We start from the raw sequence: 20496 nt of genomic DNA, 5'->3' as shown, positions 1-20496 counted from the left end.
CGGTCCTCCCCATCCCATCCAAGGAATCAGGAGGTGCTCTCAGGATGCACCATTTCACCCCACCCCCGGCAGTCCTTCGTCCCGCTGAACGCGGCTGGCGCGTATTCCCGCTCATCCCCGGCGGGAAGCGTCCGGCCGTCCGCTCGTGGGAGACCCGCGCCACGACCGACCCCGCCCGCCTCACGCGCTGCTGGTCGACCGGCGTCTACAACGTCGGCATCGCCACCGGCCCGTCCCGCCTGGTCGTCATCGACCTCGACGTGCCCAAGGGCGACGAGGACCGCCCGCCGGCTGGATCCCCGGAAGGTGTGACCGACGGCACCGATGCGCTCGGCGTGCTCGCCGAGGAGCACGGCGAGCGGTACCCCAGCAACACGTACACGGTCCGGACGGGCAGCGGTGGCCTCCACCTGTACTTCACGACCCCGGCCGGTACCGCCCTCCGGAACACGGCCGGCAAGCTCGGCTGGAAGATCGACACCCGGGCGAACGGCGGCTACGTCGTGGGGGCGGGCAGCTCCGTGGACGGCAGGCCGTACCAGGTCGTCCACGAGACGATCCCGGCTCCGTTGCCCACATGGCTGGCGAAGCTCCTCGTGCCGGCGACGCTGCCGCCGCAGGGGCCGCTGAACGTGTCACTGCTCTCCACGGAGGGCCTGGACCGCTACCTCGGGGCGGCCCTCACCGGAGAGATCGAGCGGGTCGCGCGGGCCGTCGAGGGCAACCGGAACAACGCCCTTTACCAGGCCTCCGTGGCCCTGGGACAGCTCGTGGCCGGTGGAGAGCTGGCCGAGGGCCAGGTGACGGCGAAGCTCGTCGTCACGGCCATGGGCAAGGGCCTGAGCGAGACGGACGCCCGCCGCACGGTCGCCTCCGGCCTCCGCGCCGGTGCCCGCAAGCCGCGCACCATCACGAGGAGGGCCGCATGAACCTCAGCGTTCAGGACGTCCACCTCGGCTGGCGCGAGCTGCCCCACGGGGCGGAGTGCCCGCGGCCTTCGTGGACCGTCGACGTCCGCGACGACGAGCACTACCGCTCGTCGTACGGCGGAGCGACCGAGCGGCACTCCTGCCCGAACGAGGACTGCGAGCACGGCGGTTCGTACTCCCGCACGACGGTGCGCGTGGTCTGCCTCGCCTGCCGCGTCGCCCACGTCATCAGCGGTGAGAGCCGCAGCAGTTGGAGCTCGACCACGCGGGCGATCGGCTTCGGCGAGCCCCCGCGCAAGGTCGCCGGCGTCTACCTGTGGCCGGGGGAGCCCTGGTTCGACGACGAGCCCCACGAGTTCCTCGTCAGCCGCGTGAAGCCCCGCCGGCTCACGGCCGAGGACGTGATCGGCGAGATCCACGAGGGACGCGGTCCGCGCGGTGGCAAGCAGTTCTCCGCCGTCGCGTTGCCGACGCCGAACGGCGCGTACGGGCTCCGGGCCCTCCGCTGGGACCGTGCGCGGGAGAACTTCGCCTCCTGCTCCGCCGCCGCGAAGTGGATCGCGGCTCAGACCCCCGACAGTGACGAGGCGAAGTGAACGACACCCCGTACGACCCGCCTCACCTGTACTCCGCCGTACCGGCGGAGCCCCGTCCGCTCCAGCCCGCCCAGCAGCGCATCCGGACGGCCTGGACGGCCGACGAGCTGATGGCGACCGAGTTCCCGGAGCCGAAGTGGGCCGTCCCCGGAATCATCTCCGAGGGCGTCAACCTGCTCGCCGGACCGCCGAAGGTCGGCAAGTCGTGGCTCTCCCTCGGGCTGGCCCTCTCGGTCGCGGCCGGCGGCACGGCCATGGACACGATCCCGGTCGAGGGCGGCCCCGTCCTCTACCTGGCCCTGGAGGACACCCCGCGGCGGCTCAAGACCCGCATGGGGAAGATCCTCAGTGGCACCGCCGCGCCTTCGGGCCTGACACTGGCCACCTCGTGCCCGCCGCTGCCGCAGGGCGGGAACGAGGCGATCGCCCAGTGGCTTGACCGCAACCCCGAGGCGCGGATGGTCGTGATCGACGTCTTCGCGAAGATGCGCGGCAACTCGGCCCCCGGCGCCTCCGCCTACGACGCGGACTACGCGGCCGTCGGCCACGCGAAGCGGATCGCGGACCACTACGGCGTCGCCATGGTCCTCGTCCACCACGTGCGCAAGGCCGCTTCGGACGACTTCCTCGCCGAGGTCTCCGGCACGAACGGCCTCGCGGGCGCCGCGGACGCCACGCTCGTCCTGAAGCGCTCGCGCGGCCAGGCCGACGGCGTCCTGCACGTGACGGGCCGCGACGTCGACGAGGCCGAGTACGCCCTCCGCTTCTACGCGGAGGCCGGCGCCTGGCAGCTCCTCGAAGGGCCCGCCGCCGACCACACCATCGGCGACACCCGCGCGACGATCCTCCGCTTCGTCCGCGCGAACCCCGGCGCCCGGCCGAAGGCCATCGCCGAGGGCACGGGCCTGGAGTCGGACCTCGTCCGGCAGACCTGCTCGCGGATGGCCAAGGACGTCCAGCTCATCCGGCAGGACGGCGGCTACGTCGTCCCTGGCGTGACCGGTGGTGACGCGTGAGCCGTCACACCCGTCACAGCGTCACACCCGTCACTACGGTCACACGGACCCGAGGAGCCGCTCCCATGCCCCGTACCCCCACCAAGTCGGGCCGGTCCGGCGACGCGAACCTCAAGCTGCCGGACGTCCTGACGGAGCTGAGGATGTCCCGTTCGGCCTTCTACCGGCTCCGCGCCCGCGGCAAGGCCCCCCGGTGCTTCAAGCTCCCGAACGGCCAGATCCGCGTCCGCCGGAGCGACCTGGACGCCTGGTTCGCCGCCTGCGACGAACTCGCCGCCTGATCCGCCGTCCCTGATGTGGGGCGCGCCCTTGCGGGCGCGCCCCCTTTTTTTCGGAGGTATCGCATTGCTGACCTACGACGTGAAGATCTGGGGCATCCGCAGTCGACCGAGCAAGGCGTCACCGTTCCAGCTCCGGTGGAGGGTCGGGCCTGAGATCCACTACCAGCCCTTCGCGACCAGCACCCTGGCAGACGGTCGCCGTTCCGAGCTCATGTCGGCCCAGCGGAAGGGCGAACAGTTCGACACCGAGACCGGTCTCCCCGCGTCCGAGCTGCGCGCGCTCAACTCCCCTACCTGGTTCGAGCACGCCTGCGCGTACGCCCGGATGAAGTGGCCCCACGCCGCCGCGAAGCACCGCGTCGGCATCGCAGAGGCCCTGACCAACATCACGCCGGCACTGACCACGAGCCGGAAGGGAACCCCGGAGGTCAAGGTCCTCCGCCTGGCCCTGCGCACCTGGGCCTTCCAGATGGTCAAGGACGACGAGGGTGAGTGGGCGCCGAGGAAGGACGTCCACGAGCCGCCGGAGGAGGTGGCCGCCGCGCTCGCCTGGGTCGCGGCCAACTCCCTCAAGGTCAAGGACCTGGCTGTCTCGGACAAGCTCCGCCCCGCACTCAAGGCGATCTCGCTCACCTTGAAGGGCGAGAAGGCGGCGGACAACACGGTCGCCCGCAAGCGGACGGTGCTGAGCAACGCGCTCCGGTACGCGGTCGAACGGGACCTCCTCGACGTGAACCCGCTCACCCGGATCGACTGGAGCGCGCCGGAGACGGACGACGAGGTCGACTTCCGCTACGTCCCCGAACCGAAGACCGCCCGCAAGCTCATCGACGCCGTCCAGGCCCAGGGGCCCCGCGGCGAGCACCTGTACGCGTTCCTCGGATGCATCTACTACGCCGCGAACCGCCCGTCGGAAGTGGCCGACCTGAAGGAGACGGACCTCGTCCTGCCGGAGGAGGGATGGGGCGAGATGATCCTCGCCGGCAGCCGCCCGGAGGTCGGCTCCGGCTGGACCAACGACGGCAAGCCGTACGAGGAACGCGGCCTGAAGCGCCGAGCCCGCCGCGCCACCCGCTCCGTCCCCATCCCGCCGGTCCTCGTCCAGATGCTCCGCCACCACATCGCCACCCAGGGCGTCGCCCCGGACGGCCGGCTCTTCCGGGCCGTGCGCGGTGGCCGAGTCCGGTCGAACGAGTACACCGAGCTCTGGCAGAAGGCCCGTCGCACGGTCCTCTCCGAGGAGGAGGTCACCACACCGCTCGCCGACGTGCCGTACTCGCTCCGCCACGCGTGCGTCTCACTCTGGATCAAGGTCGGCGTCGATCCGGTCGAGGTAGCCAGCCGCGCCGGCCACAGCATCGCGGTCCTGTGGCGCTTCTACGCGAAGCTCCTGCGGGGCCAGCAGCACAAGGCGAACGAGCTGATCGACGCCGCGTTGGAGTGAGAGAGTCCGGGTCTGACCCCGTCCAAGGTCACGTGGCACCTGAGCCGCATAGCCAATGCCCCTCACCGCCGGTGGGGGGCATTGCTGTTTCTACCGCTCACGGGCGTTGGATGCCTCGAACCGCATCCAACACATCGAGGCCGCGGTGCGCACGGCGGCCATAGAGGAGGGCCACGATCGCAGCGCCCGCGCCGCCGATGAGGTACGTCTCCGCCGTACTGGGCAGGTCCAACAGAGCGATGCCCGCGCCAACGCCGGCTACGACCAGCGCAGTACCAGCGATCCGCCACGACTCTCTGTCCGCTACGGCAACAAGCCCGGCAAGCTCCTCTTCATCCAGCAGTGCGCCGACCTTGCCGGCGGTGTACCGCTCCGCGATCGTGAGCATCATGCGAGCCAGGTTTTTCAGGGCATCATCCGGGTCTCTGTCGATGCGGGCCTCGGCCTTATGCAGCGCGGCAACGACAAGCCCAGCATGCTCCTTCAGCGCCCGTTGCCGGTGAGATCGGGTCGGCACAGCCCCCCAAGCTCGGCGTCCGACAGTCACCTCATGAGCAACCTTCTGGACAGTCTCGCCAACGTGAAGCAGAGCATGGACCTTCCTCTCGCCGCCTGCCACGTAAGCATCCGAACAGGCGACGATGGCCTCCTGAATGCGTGACACAAGGAGGTACCGGCTGACCTCTTCCGAGCGCGCGTGCTGGATGCCAGGCACGATGCTGGAAGATCCCCTAAAGACCCTCCAGCCAGCCACCGCGGGGAACCCAACGAACATCGTCACGAACAGGGCGCTAATGATCACCTGGAACCCGACGACGAAAGCAGCACCAGCAAAGACGAATGGGGGCATCGCGACAAGATCCGTCCAGAAGCCCTTCCACGTGGTCGGGACTGCATCCCACTTCTGGTACCCGTTCACCACAGCGCGGGCCATCACGAGCGACCAGTAGATCGCCACCATCTCCACGGCCGACCTGACCAAAGTCCCTGCGGCTTCAGCCCGGTGCCATCTGCGTAGCGCGACCCTGACGCGTGAAGACGCCGGCTGCGTCAGATCTAACCGAGTCAGGCTGGCGCCGAGCGCTTCAATCGCCCTGTCGGCCTTCTGCCGCTGCCGAACGCGACGCGCCTCGGCTCCCAGTAACCCCCTCATCCATCCCCCCATGAGACGGGATCATGACATCGAGCCCGCCGCTTCCCCACCGATTCCGGCGAACTCAGGCCCCCATCACCTGACCACAGGTTGGCCACACGCACTGATCCACAGCGGGACTGGGTGGGACACGGTGGGACAGCCGGACACGTGGAAGGGGCTGCCGATCTACTCGGCAGCCCCTCTCACGTGCAGCTTTGCCAGCTGCGGAAAGTCTCTCTCGACGGGCTGGTTCAACTCGCGAAGCTGATCGCGGATTTCAAGACCGTTCCCTTAGGCCGCTCGGGCAACCCACCCTCGCTCCGGACCGCTTGGGGCGGAGCGGGCTACAGCGTACCGGGTGGGGAGAGGGGGCGGCGGGCGGCGGGACGGGTCGGGGGGATTCGCGAAGGGTCGGGGGGTGTGACCGGAATGGCGCCGTAATGCGACGGGTGCCTGAAGATCGCCGTGATCGCCGGGTTAAAGTCCCCTTCACCACATCTCCACGTTTCTTGAGAAGAACAGAGGGTCGCAGGGTGCAGGGCACGATCGACGGGTTCAGCTATGGCATGGTCACGCCACTCGTGGGCTATGTGATGGCCTGCCTGGGCAGCGCGCTGGGGCTGCGCTGCACCGTACGGTCGCTCGCGACCGGGCGGACCCGGAAGCCCGGGTGGCTCGCGCTCGGGGCCGCGTCGATCGGGTGCGGGATCTGGACCATGCACTTCATCGCGATGCTCGGCTTCCAGGTGAGCGAGGCGGACATCTCGTACGACGGCACGCTGACCTTCCTCAGCCTGCTCGTGGCGGTGCTCGTCGTCGGCGCCGGCGTCTTCACCGTGGGCTATCGCGGCGCGCGGCCCGCCCCGCTGCTCACCGCCGGCCTCTTCACCGGCCTCGGCGTGGCGGGGATGCACTACCTGGGCATGGCCGCCATGCGGATGAACGGTTCCCTGACGTACGGGCCCGGCGTCGTCGCGCTCTCCGTCCTCATCGCCGTCGTCGCCGCGACCGCCGCGCTCTGGGCCGCCGTCTCGGTCCGCGGCTTCCTCGCCAGCCTCGGCGCGAGCGTGATCATGGGCATCGCCGTGACCGGCATGCACTACACCGGCATGGCCGCCGTCGGCGTCACGGTCGCCCATGACGCCCACGCCACCACGGGCGACGGCTCCTCCGTCATCGACGTGCTGCCGCTGCTCGTCGGCCCGCTGATCTTCCTGGTCCTGGCCGCCGCCGTCGTCATGCTCGACCCGATGCTCATCATGGGCGAGGACGAGACCGCCGCCCGGCCGGCTCCGCGCATCGACATCGGCGACCTCCGGACCGGCCTGAACGCCGGCAACAACTGGGGCGTCACCGGCGGGAGCCCCGAGAGGGAGAGCCGGAGTCTCTGAGGAGCGCGGAAACGGCGCCGGGGTGTTCCCCCGGCGCCGTTTCCGTGTCCTCACGCGCGCGTGCGTCAGCGTGCGTCAATACGCGCCCATGCGCGTCAGCTGTCGCCGGTGCGCTCGCCGAGGACCACCGTCGTCTTCGCCGTCTTGCCGTCGCGCTCGTACGTGATCTCCACCGAGTCGCCCGGCTTGTGGGTCCAGATCTCGCCGATGAGCGACGGGCCGCTGTCGATGGGGTGGTCGCCGAAGGCGGTGATCACGTCGCCGGGCTTCAGGCCCGCCTTGGCCGCCGGGCCGCTCGGCATCACCGCGTCCGTGCCGCCCGCGCCCTGCTCGGCGATGCGCGCGCCCTCGCCCTTGTCGTTCATGTTCACGGTCGCGCCGATCACCGGGTAGACCGGCTTGCCGGTCTTGATCAGCTGCTCGGCCACCGTCTTCGCCTGGTTCACCGGGATCGCGAAGCCGAGGCCGATGGAGCCCGCCTGCGACTGGCCGTAGCCGCCGGTGGACTGGATCGCCGAGTTGATGCCGATCACCGCGCCGGCCGCGTCGAGCAGCGGACCGCCCGAGTTGCCGGGGTTGATCGAGGCGTCCGTCTGCAGGGCGCTCATGTACGAGTTGCTGCCGCCGCCGTCGCCCGAGGCCACCGGACGGTTCTTGGCGCTGATGATGCCGGTCGTCACCGTGTTGGAGAGGCCGAAGGGCGCGCCGATCGCGATCGTCGAGTCGCCGACCGCCACCTTGTCCGAGTCGCCCAGCGGCAGCGGCTTCAGCCCCTCCGGGGCCTTCTTGAGCTTGATCACGGCCACGTCGTAGCCCTCGGCACGGCCGACGACCTCGGCGTCGTACGTCCGGCCGTCCGAGAAGGTCGCGGAGAGCGTGCCGCCCTCCGCCGCCGACGCCACCACGTGGTTGTTGGTGACGATGTGGCCCTGCTGGTCGTAGACGAAACCGGTGCCGGTACCGCCCTCGCCCTGCGTGCCGCCCGACTTGGCCTGGATGGTGACCACGCTCGGCAGCGCCTTCGCGGCGACCGCCGCGACCGTGCCCGGCTCCCGCTTGAAGGAGGCGGGGGCTTCGCCGGAGGAGACCGTCGTGGACGCCGTGCCGCCGTCCTCGCGCTGGGCCGCCCAGTACCCGATGCCGCCGCCGATGCCGCCGGCGACGAGCGCCGCCACCAGGACCGCCGCGACGAGCCCGCCGGTGCGCTTGCGCGGCGCGGCCTGGTCCGCGGGCAGGGCCGGGACCGGCTCGCCCCAGGACGGGACGGCCGGGGGCGCCGGCGGCCAGCCACCGCCGCCGGCGGCCGCGGGTTCGGGGGCGTGCGCGGGCGCGTACGGGGCGGAGGCGGGCATCGAAGGCACGGGAGCGGGAGCCGGGGGCGCGGGCGGGACCGGCGGCTGGATCCGGGTCGTCGCGTCCGCGCCGGACGGCGCCGCAGGCTGCTGGGGCTGCGGCTGCGCGGCCTCCTGAGGCTGCTGCGGGTGCGGGGCCTCCTGCGGGACCTGCGCCGCCGGTGTCGCGGCGGACGGCGGGGTGGCGGGGGCGGGCGGCGTGGCGGGGGCGGACGGGGCAGTCGGGTCCGCCGGAACCTCGGTGCCCTCGTTCTCGGTGCTCACAGCTCGCTCTCCTCGTTCACGGCGCGGGGACGGTGACGGTCGCTCCAGGGTGCTGGACACAGCTTTTCCCACCAGGCGTCAGGCCGCTGTAAGGCGGAGCTGTGCGTACGCACCTCATTCTTTATATCCGGACAGAACGGACAGGTCCGGTGTGCCCTGGCCGCCCTGCCAATGGCACCATGACGCGGTGACCCACGCACGGCAGCAACCGCACCCCGGCCCCGTCCAGGTCGTCGCCCACCGAGGAGCCTCGGAGGACGCGCCGGAACACACCCTGGCCGCCTACGTGAAGGCCATCGAGGACGGCGCCGACGCCCTGGAGTGCGACGTCCGGCTCACGGCCGACGGGCACCTGGTGTGCGTCCACGACCGCCGCGTCGACCGTACCTCGAACGGCCGCGGGGCCGTCTCCACGCTCGAACTCGCCGACCTCTCCGCGCTGGACTTCGGCGCCTGGAAGAAGTTCAAGGAGCGCGAGGACTCCGGCGAGCCCGGCGAGATCCCCGACTGGGGCGACCCCGAGTACACCTCGGTCCTCACCCTGGAACGGCTTCTGGAACTGGTCTCCGACGCGGGCCGGCGGGTCGAGCTCGCCATCGAGACCAAGCACCCCACCCGCTGGGCGGGCCAGGTCGAGGACCGGCTGCTCGCGCTCCTGGAGCGTTTCGGCCTGCACGCGCCCGTGGCGCCCGAGGAGTCCCCGGTACGGATCATGAGCTTCTCGGCCCGTTCCCTGCACCGGATCACCGCCGCCGCGCCGACGCTCCCGACCGTCTCGCTCGCCCAGTTCGTCACCCCCCGGCTGCGCGACGGACGCCTCCCCGCGGGCGCGCGCGTGGCGGGTCCCTCCATCCGGATCGTCCGCCACCATCCGGCCGTCATCCTGCGCCTGCAGAAGGCCGGCCACCAGGTCCACGTCTGGACGGTGGACGATCCGGAGGACGTCGAGCTCTGTCTGCGCCTGGGCGTCGACGCGATCATCACCAACCGCCCCAAGGCCGTCCTCGAACAGCTCGGCCGCTCCTGAACCACGGGCCCGGCCGCCCCGCCGGGCCGGCCGGGGGGTGCGCACCGGCGCGTTCGGCACGTACGCGATCGTCACTTGTGCTCCACCCCACCCGGAACAGGCGGTTTCCGGTCGCGGTCACCGGGGCATCCACACGGTGGCGTGGGGCGAAGGAGGTCTCGGGGGTGGCGTTGGTGGTGGCACAGAAGGTGCCCACGTCGTCGAGCATGGCCGTACCCCATGGCCCTGCGGGCGTGGGGGAAGCGCGACACCGGATGCGGGACGAGCTGTACCGCAGCGGGGTGTCGGAATCGGTCGTCGACGACGCGGTCCTGATCCTGTCCGAACTGCTCAGCAACGCCTACCGGCACGGCAGGCCGCTGGGCCGGGCGGACCGGGGAGAGGGCGACGTGCTGGCGGCCTGGCGGCTCGACGCGTCGGGCGGGCTCACGGTCGAGGTCACGGACGGAGGCGGTCCCACGAGACCCGTCCCGTCGACGCCCTCGGTCACGGCACGCGGCGGACGCGGGCTCAACATCATCGGCGCCCTGTCCCAGGACTGGGGCGTGCGCGACAGCGCGGCGGGCGAGGTCACGGTCTGGGCGATCGTCACGGAGGGCCACCGCCGCGAGGACTTCGCGGCCCGGGTCGGCGCCGGCGGCTCCGGCTTCGACCTCCTCGACGCGTACGACGACCTGGACTGACGCGACGGCCCCGAACAGGCATGCGGGGGTGCGTTTCCGGCCGGTTCCCGGATACGGCTCCGGGGCCGGCGGCCGCGTCGGCGGAGCCCGTGAACGCTCCGCGGGCGGGGACCGTATCCGATCCGTCGGGTGGTCATGGCACGGCTGAGCTTGCCGCGGCGTCCGGGCGGCTAGGCTCGCGCCCGACACAGCACCGCGATCGGGAGAAAGCCACACCATGGCCAAGAAGCGCCCCCAGACGAAGGCCGGCAAGAGCGGCCAGGCACAGGTCACGAACGGGGAGATCCCGGTCGTCGGCGCGCGCGAGCCGTGCCCGTGCGGTTCGGGCCGCCGCTACAAGGCGTGCCACGGCCGGGCGGCCGCGCACGCCGTGACCGAGCACGTCCAGCGCCCCTTCGAGGGCCTGCCCGGCGAGTGCGACCTGGTCGCGCTGCGCGAGCTGGTGCCCGCCGCCACCGTGCCGCTCACCCTCAAGGGCGGGCTGCCCGAGGGCGTGCCGTCGGTGACGCTGGCGACGGTCCTGCCGATGGCCTGGCCCGCGCTCCGCCGCGACGACGGCTCCGTCCTGCTCGCCCTGCAGAACGACGGCACCTCCGGCGACCTGTCCCGCGACCTCGCCGACACCCTCCAGCGCGCGCTGGAGACCGAGCCCGGCAACCCGGTGCCGCCGCGCCGCGTCGAGCCCGAGGGCCCGCGCCTCCAGGACCTGCTGGACACGGACGCGCCCTTCGAGCCCGAGGTCCACACCGGCTTCGAGTTCTGGATCCCGAAGTCGGCGGACGGCGCCGAACCCGAGGTCGCCGCCTCCCTGGAGCGGGCCAACGCCGCCGCGATCCCCACGGAGAAGCTGGCCTCGGTCGACGCCGCCTACTGGTGCGAGACCCCGGACAAGAACCACCTGCGCTGGGTCATGCCGCACCCGGAGGAGAAGCTCCTCGACGCGCTCGCCCGCCTCCAGGCCGCCGGCACCACCTCGCTCGGCCCGGACACCCGTCTCGTCGGCTCCTTCCGCGCCCACGGCCTGATGGTCCCGGTGTGGGACCTGCCGTCGGCGATGACCGCCGAGCAGTGCGAGAAGCCCGCCGCCGAGTTCGCCGGGCGACTGGCCGAGGCGCTCGCCGTGGACACCCCCCTCACCGCCGAGGAGCGTCGCGCGCGCGGCGGCCTCACGAACCGTCAGGTGACTCTCAGCTGATACCCCAGGTGGTATCGGTGACTGACAGACCGACCAGTCGGTGACTTCCGCCACAGCGGAACCTACGGAGCGGTAAATCCCTGTCCGAATAACCGAGATCGAATTTGCGAACCGCAGATCTCTTGTTACCGTTCTGGAAGCCCGGTCGCTGGTGCATCCCCCGTCGCCAGCGACCGGGCGTTTCCATGTCCGCCCCGCCGTCGCGCCGGGGCGGTTTCTCAACTCGCTTCGTCCTCGGCCGTGTTGCTGCCCGAGCGGAGCAGCAGCGGTGCGTCGCCGCCTTCTTCCTTCCCCGCGAATTCCGCCACCGCCGTATGCGCGCGAGCGGCGCCCGTACCCGGCTCCCTCGGGGTCTCGCAGGTATCCGGCTCGTCCCGCGCGGGGACCGCGCACCGCACCTGGATCGTCCGGCCACCGGGCGCCATGAGGGTCAGAATCGCGTCGATCTCGCGGCCGGTCGCATTGCGGTAGTAGGTCCGCGCCCAGACGTCCGGACCCTCGGACAGGACGCACGTCTGCGCCTCGACGCCCTCGGGCGAGGCGAGTTCGGGACCGCAGCGGCTGACCCGCTCGGGCGCCCCCGCGGCCTCCGCGTCGGCGCGCGCCGACGGGGGCGCCTGCCGCGGGGCGGCGGGCCGGGCGCTCTCGCCGGTACGGTCCTCCCCGCCGGTACGGTCCTCCCCGCCGAGCCCGAGGTCGCCCAGCAGCCCTCCGGCCGCACCGCCCGGCTTGGCGTCGCCCGCCGGGGCCTGGCCCGCCGGAGCGTGGGGCGCCGCCGCGTGGGCGCTCGGCGGTGGTGCTTCGTCCTGCTGGCCCGCCTTGGCGGCCAGGGGGACGAGGACGGCGATCGCGACGGCGGTGCCGAGGCCGGCCATGCGGAGTTGCGCCGGGCTCAGCCGACTCATGCGACCCACCTGCTCTGTTCGGGGACCGGTCCCGGGCCGGGAACGATCACGGACGGTGGGCCGAACCTACCCGCGCCGGACGGGCGCCCGGCGGGCCGCGCGCCGGATTCCCGTACGCGTCGGCCCGGGACACACCCGTTCGGGTGAACGGTCAGTAGGCGAGCCTGCTCCCGCCGCCGGGGGTGGCCGTGCTCGCCGCGACCAGGGCGTCGACGACCGCCTCCACGTCCGGCAGCCAGGGGCGGGCCGAGCCGGCGAGCGGCTCCCGCTCCCAGCGGACCTGCCCGGTGCCCGCCGTGGACGGCGGCAGCAGCAGATAGCCGCCCTCGCCGTGGAACCGCAGCGAGCTGGGCACGCTGTCCTTCGCGTACAGCAGCTCGCCGAGCCGTTCGAGGCCGTACGGGGCGACCAGGATCGACCAGCGGGTCGGCGTCGCCACCACCGGGCCGAGCCGCATGCCCATCGCGTCGAGGTCCCGCAGGGCACGGGCGCCCGCGAGCGCCGGGAGGCTCACCGCGCAGGGGGCGCGGCCACCGGTGGCCAGCACGACGGGGGCGTCCGGGCGCCGGGTCCACCACCAGCGGATCATCCGCTCGTCGGTGGTGGCGGCCAGCAGGCCCGGGTCGAAGGGGTGGGCGCCGGGGACCACGCAGTCCGGGTCGGGGCAGGCGCACACCGGGCCGTCGCCGCCGGTCCGCGGCGCACCCCCGGACCGCTCGGCCGTACGGCCGGCACCGGCCCTCTCCGCACGGCCGGCCGCGCCACCGGTGGCCGGCGGCTCCGCACGGCCCGCGCCGGAGCGCTCCGCTCTGCCGGCTCCCGAGACGGCCCGCAGGCCGCCGCGGCCGGAGGTCTTCGCCCCGCCGGCGGGCTCGGCCAGGCCCACTCCCGGCAGGACGGGCCAGTCCCACTCGACCGCGAAGGTCACCGCCGCGTCCTGCCGTGCGGTCCTCGCCTTGCGCCGGAACCGGAGCCTGCGTCGCCTTCCGAGGATCTCGCGCATGAGCGCTCGTTCCTTTCCGTTGAACGCCGAATCCACATCACACCATGTGCAGATCTCTTCACCGTGCGTATCAGCGCGTACAGCGTCGGCGGTGCGTCGTCCCGCCCGGGGCGGGGCCGGCCGGAACGGGGCCGGGTCACAGTCGGGTCGAAGCCGGTTCAGAACACGATCCCCGCCACGCGGGGAGGGGCTGCGGCCTGCGGCACGTACGACGCCGGGGTTCCGCTTCTCGATCCCGGGGCGGCGTCAACTGCCCCTGCCTGTCATCGATTACGTACCCCACACGCTCAAAATGACGCGCTTTCAAACGACGCCAGTCGACCGCAAATGGTGCACAGCAGGGTCAATTTTCAGCCAACTTCCAGCTCACTTCAACCCCTGCGCACGAGCTCGCGGAACGCCACTCGGACACCACAAGTCCCATGGGGACAATGCTGGACATCGCTCCTCGGGTGCGTGTACATGTGGAGACATCGAGCGGCGCAATATGACATGGGGGTTTGCGATGCCATGGCGTCAAACGCACCGGTCGGAAAGCCGACCGAGATGAGCTCCCCACACCTGCCGAAACACCTGCAGCAGCACCTTCCGAAAGTGGCCGGAATCGACTCCACGGTTCCCGCGCCACCGCACACTAAGGCGCCTCTCACGGGCGTCCCCGCCGCCGCGGCACCGGCCGACGCGGCTCCCGGCCCCGGCGCCCAGATCACGGACCGCCTGGCCGGCTGGGTCTCCGACCTCACCACCCTCCACGAACTCACCGAGCGGCTCATCAGGACCGCCACCCTCGACGAGGCCCTGCACGAGCTCCTCGGCGCCGGAGCCGCCCTCGTCGGCGCCCGCCGCGGCATGGCCGTCCTCGAACCCGCCGACGGCCTCGGCCCCACCACCACCGTCGGCCTCGGCCTCGCCCACGCCGACCTCGGCACCATCGAGACCGTCCCCCGCGGCGCCACCAGCTACGGCCGCCTCCTCGACGGGCTCCCCGACCCCTCCGATCCGGACCGCGTCCCGGAGCCCATCGCCATCCACGACGTCCGCACCGAGGAAGGCCTCGACCCCCGCCACCGCGAGGTCGCCGCCCGCCTCGGCTACGCCGCCAGCTACGCCCTCCCCCTCGCCACCGAGGAGACCGGCCGGCTCGGCGCCGGCGTCTGGCTCTACGACGAGCCGGCCGCCCCCACCGACCGCCAGCGCCACCTCGTCGGCCTCTACGGCCGCTTCGCCACCGAGCACCTCGCCCACCTCCTCCAGATCGAGCGGGCCCGCGTCCAGGTCTCCACGGTCGCCGAGGAGCTGCTCCCGAGCCGGCTCCCCCGCGTCCCCGGCGTCCGGCTCGCCGCCCGCCACCGCACCGGCCCCCGGGGCGGCGGCGACTGGTACGACGCCCTGCCGCTGCCCGACGGCGCCCTCGGACTCTCCGTCGGCTCCGTCTCCGGCACCGGGCCCAGCGCGCTGGCCGCGATGGGACGGCTGCGCGCCTCGCTGCGCGCGTACGCCGTGATGGAGGGCGAGGACCCGGTCGCCGTCCTCTCCGACCTGGAGCTGCTGCTCCGGCTCACCGAGCCGGCCCGCTCGGCCACCGCCCTCTTCGCCTACGCCGAGCCGGCCCGCCGCCGGCTCGTCCTCGCCGGCGCCGGCCACACCCCGCCGCTGCTGATCGGCGAGCGCCGCACCGAGTACGTGGAGACCTCCCTCTCCGCCCCGCTCGGCATGCTCTCCTGCTGGGAGGCGCCCAGCGTGGAGCTGTCCCCCGCGCCAGGAGAAACGGTGCTGCTGTACACGGACGGGCTGCTGCGGCGTACCGGCGACCCCATCGACCGGGCCTTCGCCCGGCTCCACGCGGCCGCCGCGAGCGTGCCCAGGACGGACCGGGACGATCCGGGCGCGGTCGCCGACCACGTCCTGCGGACCGTGCTTCCGGACGGGCTCGACCCGGCGGTGGAGGGCGAGGACGTGGTCCTGCTCGCCGCCCGCTTCGACTGATCCCGGCGGTGACCGCTCGGTAACGGGCCTTCCGGCCCTGGGCCCCCTTCCGTACGACCGTACGATGGAGGGGGTTCAGTGTCGTACCAAGAGGAGGCAGACCCGTGGCCGAAGAGCTCACTCCGGAGACCCCGGACGAGGCCGAGGAGCCGATCAAGCAGCGGAAGAACGGCCTGTACCAGGGCGTGTCCGACGAGCTGGCCGAGAGCATGAAGTCCGGCTGGGCCGACACGGAGCTGACCGGCCTCGTGCCGATCCCGCAGGCCGAGCGGACCGCCGCCCGGCGCTCCGCCCTCTCCGCCCGCTTCCCGGGCGAGCGCCTGGTGATCCCGGCCGGCAGCCTGAAGACCCGGTCGAACGACACCGAGTACAGCTTCCGCGCCTCCACCGAGTACGCGTACCTCACCGGCGACCAGACCCACGACGGCGTCCTCGTCCTGGAGCCGGTCGCGGACGGCCACGAGGCCACGATCTACCTGCTGCCCCGCTCGGACCGCGAGAACGGCGAGTTCTGGCTCGACGGCATGGGCGAGCTGTGGGTCGGCCGCCGCCACTCCCTCGCCGAGGCGGAGCAGCTGCTCGGCCTCCCGGCGAAGGACGTGCGCGAGCTGGCCGCCGCCCTCACCGAGGCCACCGGCCCGGTCCGTGCCGTGCGCGGCCACGACGCCGGCATCGAGGCCGCCCTCACCGACAAGGTCACCGCCGAGCGCGACGAGGAGCTGCGCGTCTTCCTCTCCGAGGCGCGGCTCGTGAAGGACGACTTCGAGATCGCCGAGCTGGAGAAGGCCTGCGCCTCCACCGCCCGCGGCTTCGAGGACGTCGTGAAGGTCCTCGACAAGGCCGAGGCCACCAGCGAGCGCTACATCGAGGGCACCTTCTTCCTCCGCGCCCGCGTCGAGGGCAACGACGTCGGCTACGGCACCATCGCCGCCGCCGGCCCGCACGCCTGCACCCTGCACTGGGTCCGCAACGACGGCGCCGTCCGCTCCGGCGACCTGCTCCTGCTCGACGCCGGCGTCGAGACCACCGAGCTCTACACCGCCGACGTCACCCGCACCCTGCCGATCAACGGCCGGTACACCGACGTCCAGCGCAAGATCTACGACGCGGTGTACGAGGCGCAGGAGGCGGGCATCGCCGCGGTGAAGCCCGGCGCCGCCTACCGCGACTTCCACGACGCCGCCCAGCGGGTGCTCGCCGAGAAGCTCGTCGAGTGGGGCCTCGTCGAGGGCCCGGCCGAGCGCGTCCTGGAGCTGGGTCTCCAGCGCCGCTGGACCCTGCACGGCACCGGCCACATGCTCGGCATGGACGTCCACGACTGCGCCGCCGCGCGCACCGAGGCGTACGTCGACACCACCCTGGAGCCGGGCATGTGCCTGACCGTCGAGCCGGGGCTCTACTTCCAGGCCGACGACCTGACCGTGCCGGAGGAGTACCGCGGCATCGGCGTCCGGATCGAGGACGACATCCTCGTCACGGAGGACGGCAACCGGAACCTGTCGGACCAGCTGCCCCGCCGGTCGGACGAGGTCGAGGCGTGGATGGCCGGCCTGAAGGGCTGACCCCGCACGCGTACGGGCCCCGTCGGCGACCTCGCCGGCGGGGCCCCGTCACGCCATCAGGAGGGACGGGCTGTCCTTCCACTTCAGGATCTTGTCGAAGCTGACGACCGCCCCGCCCCGGCCCGAGCGGCCGAACTGGACGTGGTCGGAGAGCTCCTCGATCAGGCGCAGGCCGCGGCCGCTCTCGGCGTCCGGACGGGCGGCCGGAGCGGGCGCCGGCGTCCCGGGGAAGCCCGGGCCCGCGTCGGCGACCTCGATGCGGCAGGTCTCGCCGTCGAGGAAGGCCGTCACCCGGTACGCCTCCGAGGCCCGGCCCGCGGCGGGGCCGCCGCCGTGCTCGACCGCGTTGGCACACGCCTCGGTCAGGGCCACCGACAGCTCGTAGGAGACGTCGGGATCGACCCCGGCCGTCTCCATGGTGCCGAGGAACAGGCGCCGGGCGAGCGGCACGCTCGCGGCCTCGCGCCGCAGATGGAGTGACCACCAGATGCTCATGCTCCAGCCTCCCGGCAGCGGCTCGACATACCCCTAGCTATTGCCGCGCGCGGCGGTCCGTAAGCGCCCGGAAGCGTCAAGAGCGCCCGTTCGGCGGACGCGAGGGGGTCGGACCCCGGTGTATGTCCGCCCGAACACCCCCAAGGCCGACCTTGCGGACCTGCCTCCTGCGGGCGGGTGCCCTGGTGCGATGATGGGGCCGCCATGTCTGCCCCCGCGCTCGCTCCACGGCTGCTGAGGGCCGCGGTGTTCACCGCGGTCTGCGTCGTGCTGTCCGCGCTTGGCCACGCCCTCGCCGCCTGCGCGGGCATCGCCCTGTGGACCCTCCTCGCCGGCTTCCTCGGCGTCTTCGGGGTCACGGTCCTGCTCACCGGGCGCGAGCGCTCGCTCGGCTTCGTCGTCGCCACCCTCGCGGGCGGACAGCTCGGGCTCCACCTCCTCTTCGGCCTCGGTCAGCGGCAGCTCGCGCCGATCGCCCAGGCCGACGACACGCTCGTCCGCATGGCGGCCAAGCTCGTCTGCGGCTCGGGCGCGGCCAACCTCACCCCCGGCGACGCCGCCGGGATCCTCGGCCGCGCCGGGATCGACCCGGCCGCCGCGTCCGCCCACGCGGGCGCGCACGGGGCCGGCGCACCCGCCGACGCGCTGCTGCCGAGCCTGCCGATGGCCCTCGGGCACCTGCTCGCCGCCCTGGTGGCCGGCTGGCTGCTGCGCCGGGGCGACCTGGCCCTGGTCCGGCTCGTGGAGCTCTCCGAGCAGCGCGCCGGCGAGCTCGCCGAGGGCGTCACCGTACGCTCCCTGCGCGCCGCGCTCCGCCTCGTCCGGGCGCTCCTCGCCGGCCTGGCGGCGCTGGCTCCGGCCGGTCCGCGCGGCCGGCCCCGCACCGCCCTCGACTCCCCGCCGCCGGTGGCCGGGGCGCTCCAGCACACGGTGATCCGCCGCGGCCCGCCGGCCGCAGCCTGCGTCCTCGCAGCCTGACGCGGTCCGCTCCAGGGGGAGCGGGGCCGCGCCCGTCCGCGCCCCTCCGCCCGGGTCCTCCCGTGGCGCCGCGGGCCGCCGGACCGGACCGCCTTCTCTCTCGCGGGCCCGCCACGGGTCCCCTCACCGAGCCGGAGTGTCTTCCATGAACCTGTCCCGCGTCGCCCTCGCCGCCGGCACCGCCGCCGCCTCCGTCGTCCTCCTGTCGGGTACGGCCTTCGCCCATGTGAGCGTGCAGCCGCAGGGCGAGGCCGCCAAGGGCGGCTACGCGACCGTGAACATCAAGGTCCCGAACGAGCGCGACAACGCCTCCACCGTGAAGCTGGAGGTCAACTTCCCGCTCGACCACCCGCTCGCCTCCGTCATGCCGCAGCCGGTCCCCGGCTGGAAGGCCGAGGTCACCAAGTCCAAGCTGGACAAGCCGCTGACGCTGCACGGCAAGCAGATCAACGAGGCCGTCTCCAAGGTGACCTGGACCGCGGACGGCTCGAAGATCGGCCCCGGCCAGTTCCAGCAGTTCCCGCTCTCCCTCGGCCAGCTGCCGGAGGACGTCGACCAGCTCGTCCTCAAGGCCATCCAGACCTACGACAACGACGAGGTCGTGCGCTGGATCGAGGAGCAGAAGGGCTCCGAGGAGCCGCAGAACCCGGCCCCGGTCCTGAAGCTCTCGGCCGCCGGCGCCGACCACCACGGCGGCGGCGCCACGCCCACCGCCTCGGCCACCGCCGCGACGGACGCGAAGGCCGGTCACGAGGACGGCGCCGGTGACCACACCGAGACCGCGTCCGCCTCCTCCAGCGACACCACGGCCCGTGTCCTCGGCGTCATCGGCATCCTCGTCGGCATCGCCGGCGTCGCCTTCGGCGTCCTCGCCGGCCGCCGCCGCTCGGCCTGACGCTCACCCCGGTCGGCATACCCGGCCCGCCGCGGCACACCCGGTACGCCTGGTGTGCCCGGCGCACCCGGCGCCCCCGGCGCCCGGTGAGAGCCGCACGTCCCGCACCTCCCGCACTCCGAAAGACACTCACCGCATGTCCACAGAGAAGACGTCCCCGTCGCAGAGCGGCGGGGACGGCACCACAGGCCGCCCCGGTCGGCGCACCCCGCTGATCATCGCGGCCGTCGCGATCGTCGCCGCCCTCGGCATCACCGCCGCGGTCGGCCTCGGCGGCGACGGCAAGAAGGACACCGCCTCCTCCGGCGTCGCCCAGATCGAGGGCGTCACCGAGAAGACCCGGGCCGCGACCGTCCTCGACCGGCCGTTCACCAAGCCCGACCTCGTCCTCACCGACACCAAGGGCGAGCGCTACGACCTGCGCGAGCGCACCAAGGGCAAGCCGACGCTCATCTACTTCGGCTACACCAACTGCCCCGACGTGTGCCCGCTGACGATGAGCAACATCGCCATCGCCAAGAAGCAGCTCCCCAAGGCCGACCAGGACAAGCTCCAGGTCGTCTTCGTCACCACCGACCCCGAGCGGGACACGGCCGCCTCGCTGGCCAAGTGGCTGCCGGGCTTCGGCGACCCGTCCTTCACCGGTCTCACCGGCGACTTCACGACGATCCAGGCGGGCGCCCGCTCGATCGGCATCGGCATCGACCCGCCGAAGAAGGAGAAGGACGGCACCGTCGTCTCCATGCACGGCGCCCAGGTCGTCGCCTTCTCCCCCACCACCGACCAGGGCTACGTCCTGTACGGGGAGGACGCCACCGTCGACGACTACGCCAAGGACCTGCCGAAGATCATCAAGGGAGAGAACCCGTGAACCGCCGCACCACCGCCCTGTCCGCCTCCGTGGCGCTCGCCGCCGCGCTCGCGCTCACCGGGTGTTCGTCCGACAGCGGAAAGCCCGAGCTGAAGGTCAGCGGCGCTTACATGCCCCAGCCCATGATGGACATGGCCGGCGGCTTCCTCACCATCGAGAACACCGGCGACACCGCCGACAAGCTCACCTCGGTCACCAGCCCGCTCTCCGACGACGTCACCATGCACGAGACGAAGAACCAGAAGATGCAGATGGTGAAGGCCTTCGACATCCCCGCCAACGGGGAGCTGAAGCTGGCCCGGGGCGGCAACCACCTCATGTTCATGGAGCTGAAGAAGAAGCTGAAGCAGGGCGAGAAGGTCAGCATCGAGCTGCACTTCGAGAAGGCGGACCCGATCACGGTCGAGCTGCCCGTCGAGGCCACCAACCACAACCCGCAGCAGCACTGAGCTCGTTGACGGAGTGACACAGTGACGACACCCACCGCC

Annotated in this window: 20 protein-coding genes; 15 read left to right on the top strand and 5 right to left on the bottom strand. The window is 72.6% G+C overall.

What is annotated here, in order from left to right; all coding sequences use genetic code 11:
• Nucleotides 1-44 precede the first annotated feature (44 nt).
• The 5 genes from ABZ621_RS14925 (at nt 45) to ABZ621_RS14905 (ending at nt 4266) form a co-directional block, all read left to right on the top strand.
• Complete coding sequence (locus ABZ621_RS14925; RefSeq protein ID WP_360604368.1) at nt 45-929, top strand: bifunctional DNA primase/polymerase; 885 nt, start codon at nt 45-47, stop codon at nt 927-929.
• On the top strand, nt 926-1525 hold the full coding sequence (locus ABZ621_RS14920; protein ID WP_360604366.1) for a hypothetical protein: 600 nt from the start codon (nt 926-928) through the stop codon (nt 1523-1525). The genes ABZ621_RS14925 and ABZ621_RS14920 overlap by 4 nt, the downstream gene beginning before the upstream one ends.
• Nucleotides 1522-2541 carry an AAA family ATPase gene (locus ABZ621_RS14915; RefSeq protein WP_360604364.1) on the top strand — a complete coding sequence of 340 codons (1020 nt, stop codon included), beginning with the start codon at nt 1522-1524 and terminating at the stop codon, nt 2539-2541. The genes ABZ621_RS14920 and ABZ621_RS14915 overlap by 4 nt, the downstream gene beginning before the upstream one ends.
• 65 nt (nt 2542-2606) lie before the next feature.
• Nucleotides 2607-2822, top strand: coding sequence for a helix-turn-helix domain-containing protein (locus tag ABZ621_RS14910; protein WP_360604362.1), 216 nt, complete (start codon nt 2607-2609; stop codon nt 2820-2822).
• Nucleotides 2823-2886: 64 nt separating this feature from the next.
• Nucleotides 2887-4266: a site-specific integrase gene (locus ABZ621_RS14905; protein ID WP_360604360.1), complete on the top strand. Its 1380-nt coding sequence runs from the start codon at nt 2887-2889 to the stop codon at nt 4264-4266.
• Nucleotides 4267-4363: 97 nt separating this feature from the next.
• On the opposite strand, the gene ABZ621_RS14900 is transcribed toward ABZ621_RS14905, so the two are convergent.
• Nucleotides 4364-5227, bottom strand: coding sequence for a hypothetical protein (locus ABZ621_RS14900; RefSeq protein ID WP_360604358.1), 864 nt, complete (start codon nt 5225-5227; stop codon nt 4364-4366).
• A 707-nt stretch (nt 5228-5934) separates the two neighbouring features.
• Between ABZ621_RS14900 and ABZ621_RS14895 the strand changes: the two genes are divergently transcribed.
• Complete coding sequence (locus ABZ621_RS14895; protein ID WP_360604356.1) at nt 5935-6792, top strand: MHYT domain-containing protein; 858 nt, start codon at nt 5935-5937, stop codon at nt 6790-6792.
• Nucleotides 6793-6887: 95 nt separating this feature from the next.
• On the opposite strand, the gene ABZ621_RS14890 is transcribed toward ABZ621_RS14895, so the two are convergent.
• Nucleotides 6888-8408: a trypsin-like peptidase domain-containing protein gene (locus tag ABZ621_RS14890; RefSeq protein ID WP_360604354.1), complete on the bottom strand. Its 1521-nt coding sequence runs from the start codon at nt 8406-8408 to the stop codon at nt 6888-6890.
• 187 nt (nt 8409-8595) lie between these two features.
• Here ABZ621_RS14890 and ABZ621_RS14885 point away from each other — a divergent pair, with 187 nt between their 5' ends.
• The 3 genes from ABZ621_RS14885 to ABZ621_RS14875 all read left to right on the top strand — a co-directional run bounded on the left by ABZ621_RS14885 (nt 8596) and on the right by ABZ621_RS14875 (nt 11313).
• Nucleotides 8596-9435 carry a glycerophosphodiester phosphodiesterase gene (locus ABZ621_RS14885; protein WP_360604352.1) on the top strand — a complete coding sequence of 280 codons (840 nt, stop codon included), beginning with the start codon at nt 8596-8598 and terminating at the stop codon, nt 9433-9435.
• A 77-nt stretch (nt 9436-9512) separates the two neighbouring features.
• Nucleotides 9513-10118, top strand: coding sequence for an ATP-binding protein (locus ABZ621_RS14880; protein WP_360604350.1), 606 nt, complete (start codon nt 9513-9515; stop codon nt 10116-10118).
• A gap of 217 nt (nt 10119-10335) precedes the next feature.
• Nucleotides 10336-11313 carry a DUF5926 family protein gene (locus ABZ621_RS14875; protein WP_360604348.1) on the top strand — a complete coding sequence of 326 codons (978 nt, stop codon included), beginning with the start codon at nt 10336-10338 and terminating at the stop codon, nt 11311-11313.
• Nucleotides 11314-11531: 218 nt separating this feature from the next.
• On the opposite strand, the gene ABZ621_RS14870 is transcribed toward ABZ621_RS14875, so the two are convergent.
• Complete coding sequence (locus ABZ621_RS14870; RefSeq protein WP_360604346.1) at nt 11532-12218, bottom strand: hypothetical protein; 687 nt, start codon at nt 12216-12218, stop codon at nt 11532-11534.
• Nucleotides 12219-12369: 151 nt separating this feature from the next.
• Nucleotides 12370-13221 (bottom strand): bifunctional DNA primase/polymerase, encoded by an 852-nt coding sequence (locus ABZ621_RS14865; RefSeq protein WP_360604344.1) that lies wholly within the window; start codon nt 13219-13221, stop codon nt 12370-12372.
• Nucleotides 13222-13713: 492 nt separating this feature from the next.
• Between ABZ621_RS14865 and ABZ621_RS14860 the strand changes: the two genes are divergently transcribed.
• Together ABZ621_RS14860 and ABZ621_RS14855 are read left to right on the top strand one after the other, a co-directional pair.
• The gene (locus tag ABZ621_RS14860) at nt 13714-15207 is read left to right on the top strand and encodes a PP2C family protein-serine/threonine phosphatase (RefSeq protein WP_360604342.1); all 1494 of its coding nucleotides are present in this window, start codon (nt 13714-13716) and stop codon (nt 15205-15207) included.
• Nucleotides 15208-15311: 104 nt separating this feature from the next.
• Nucleotides 15312-16769 (top strand): aminopeptidase P family protein, encoded by a 1458-nt coding sequence (locus ABZ621_RS14855; protein ID WP_360604340.1) that lies wholly within the window; start codon nt 15312-15314, stop codon nt 16767-16769.
• A 48-nt stretch (nt 16770-16817) separates the two neighbouring features.
• Here the strand turns inward: ABZ621_RS14855 and ABZ621_RS14850 are convergent, their stop codons facing one another.
• Nucleotides 16818-17264, bottom strand: coding sequence for an ATP-binding protein (locus tag ABZ621_RS14850; RefSeq protein ID WP_360604338.1), 447 nt, complete (start codon nt 17262-17264; stop codon nt 16818-16820).
• A gap of 204 nt (nt 17265-17468) precedes the next feature.
• Between ABZ621_RS14850 and ABZ621_RS14845 the strand changes: the two genes are divergently transcribed.
• From ABZ621_RS14845 to ABZ621_RS14830, 4 genes are all read left to right on the top strand, one after another.
• Complete coding sequence (locus tag ABZ621_RS14845) at nt 17469-18242, top strand: hypothetical protein (RefSeq protein WP_360604336.1); 774 nt, start codon at nt 17469-17471, stop codon at nt 18240-18242.
• 145 nt (nt 18243-18387) lie between these two features.
• Nucleotides 18388-19137 carry a YcnI family protein gene (locus ABZ621_RS14840; RefSeq protein ID WP_360604334.1) on the top strand — a complete coding sequence of 250 codons (750 nt, stop codon included), beginning with the start codon at nt 18388-18390 and terminating at the stop codon, nt 19135-19137.
• Between the two features lie 136 nt (nt 19138-19273).
• Nucleotides 19274-20008, top strand: coding sequence for an SCO family protein (locus tag ABZ621_RS14835; RefSeq protein ID WP_360604332.1), 735 nt, complete (start codon nt 19274-19276; stop codon nt 20006-20008).
• Nucleotides 20005-20457, top strand: a complete 453-nt coding sequence (locus ABZ621_RS14830) for a copper chaperone PCu(A)C (protein ID WP_360604330.1) — start codon at nt 20005-20007, stop codon at nt 20455-20457. The genes ABZ621_RS14835 and ABZ621_RS14830 overlap by 4 nt, the downstream gene beginning before the upstream one ends.
• Nucleotides 20458-20496 lie beyond the last annotated feature (39 nt).

The sequence above is a fragment of the Streptomyces sp. NPDC007863 genome, from assembly GCF_040633895.1.
GTDB lineage: Bacteria > Actinomycetota > Actinomycetes > Streptomycetales > Streptomycetaceae > Streptomyces.
Note: the sequence above shows the minus strand (reverse complement) of the source record. Positions and strands in the feature narration are given on the sequence as shown.

Excerpts from the sequence above, each read along its gene's own strand:
- ABZ621_RS14925 (WP_360604368.1), top strand. The coding sequence starts at position 45 with ATGCACCATTTCACCCCACCCCCGGCAGTCCTTCGTCCCGCTGAACGC.
- ABZ621_RS14920 (WP_360604366.1), top strand. The coding sequence starts at position 926 with ATGAACCTCAGCGTTCAGGACGTCCACCTCGGCTGGCGCGAGCTGCCC.
- ABZ621_RS14910 (WP_360604362.1), top strand. The coding sequence starts at position 2,607 with ATGCCCCGTACCCCCACCAAGTCGGGCCGGTCCGGCGACGCGAACCTC.
- ABZ621_RS14900 (WP_360604358.1), bottom strand. The coding sequence starts at position 5,227 with ATGGTGGCGATCTACTGGTCGCTCGTGATGGCCCGCGCTGTGGTGAAC.
- ABZ621_RS14875 (WP_360604348.1), top strand. The coding sequence starts at position 10,336 with ATGGCCAAGAAGCGCCCCCAGACGAAGGCCGGCAAGAGCGGCCAGGCA.
- ABZ621_RS14870 (WP_360604346.1), bottom strand. The coding sequence starts at position 12,218 with ATGAGTCGGCTGAGCCCGGCGCAACTCCGCATGGCCGGCCTCGGCACC.
- ABZ621_RS14865 (WP_360604344.1), bottom strand. The coding sequence starts at position 13,221 with ATGCGCGAGATCCTCGGAAGGCGACGCAGGCTCCGGTTCCGGCGCAAG.
- ABZ621_RS14860 (WP_360604342.1), top strand. The coding sequence starts at position 13,714 with ATGGGGGTTTGCGATGCCATGGCGTCAAACGCACCGGTCGGAAAGCCG.
- ABZ621_RS14850 (WP_360604338.1), bottom strand. The coding sequence starts at position 17,264 with ATGAGCATCTGGTGGTCACTCCATCTGCGGCGCGAGGCCGCGAGCGTG.
- ABZ621_RS14845 (WP_360604336.1), top strand. The coding sequence starts at position 17,469 with ATGTCTGCCCCCGCGCTCGCTCCACGGCTGCTGAGGGCCGCGGTGTTC.
- ABZ621_RS14840 (WP_360604334.1), top strand. The coding sequence starts at position 18,388 with ATGAACCTGTCCCGCGTCGCCCTCGCCGCCGGCACCGCCGCCGCCTCC.
- ABZ621_RS14835 (WP_360604332.1), top strand. The coding sequence starts at position 19,274 with ATGTCCACAGAGAAGACGTCCCCGTCGCAGAGCGGCGGGGACGGCACC.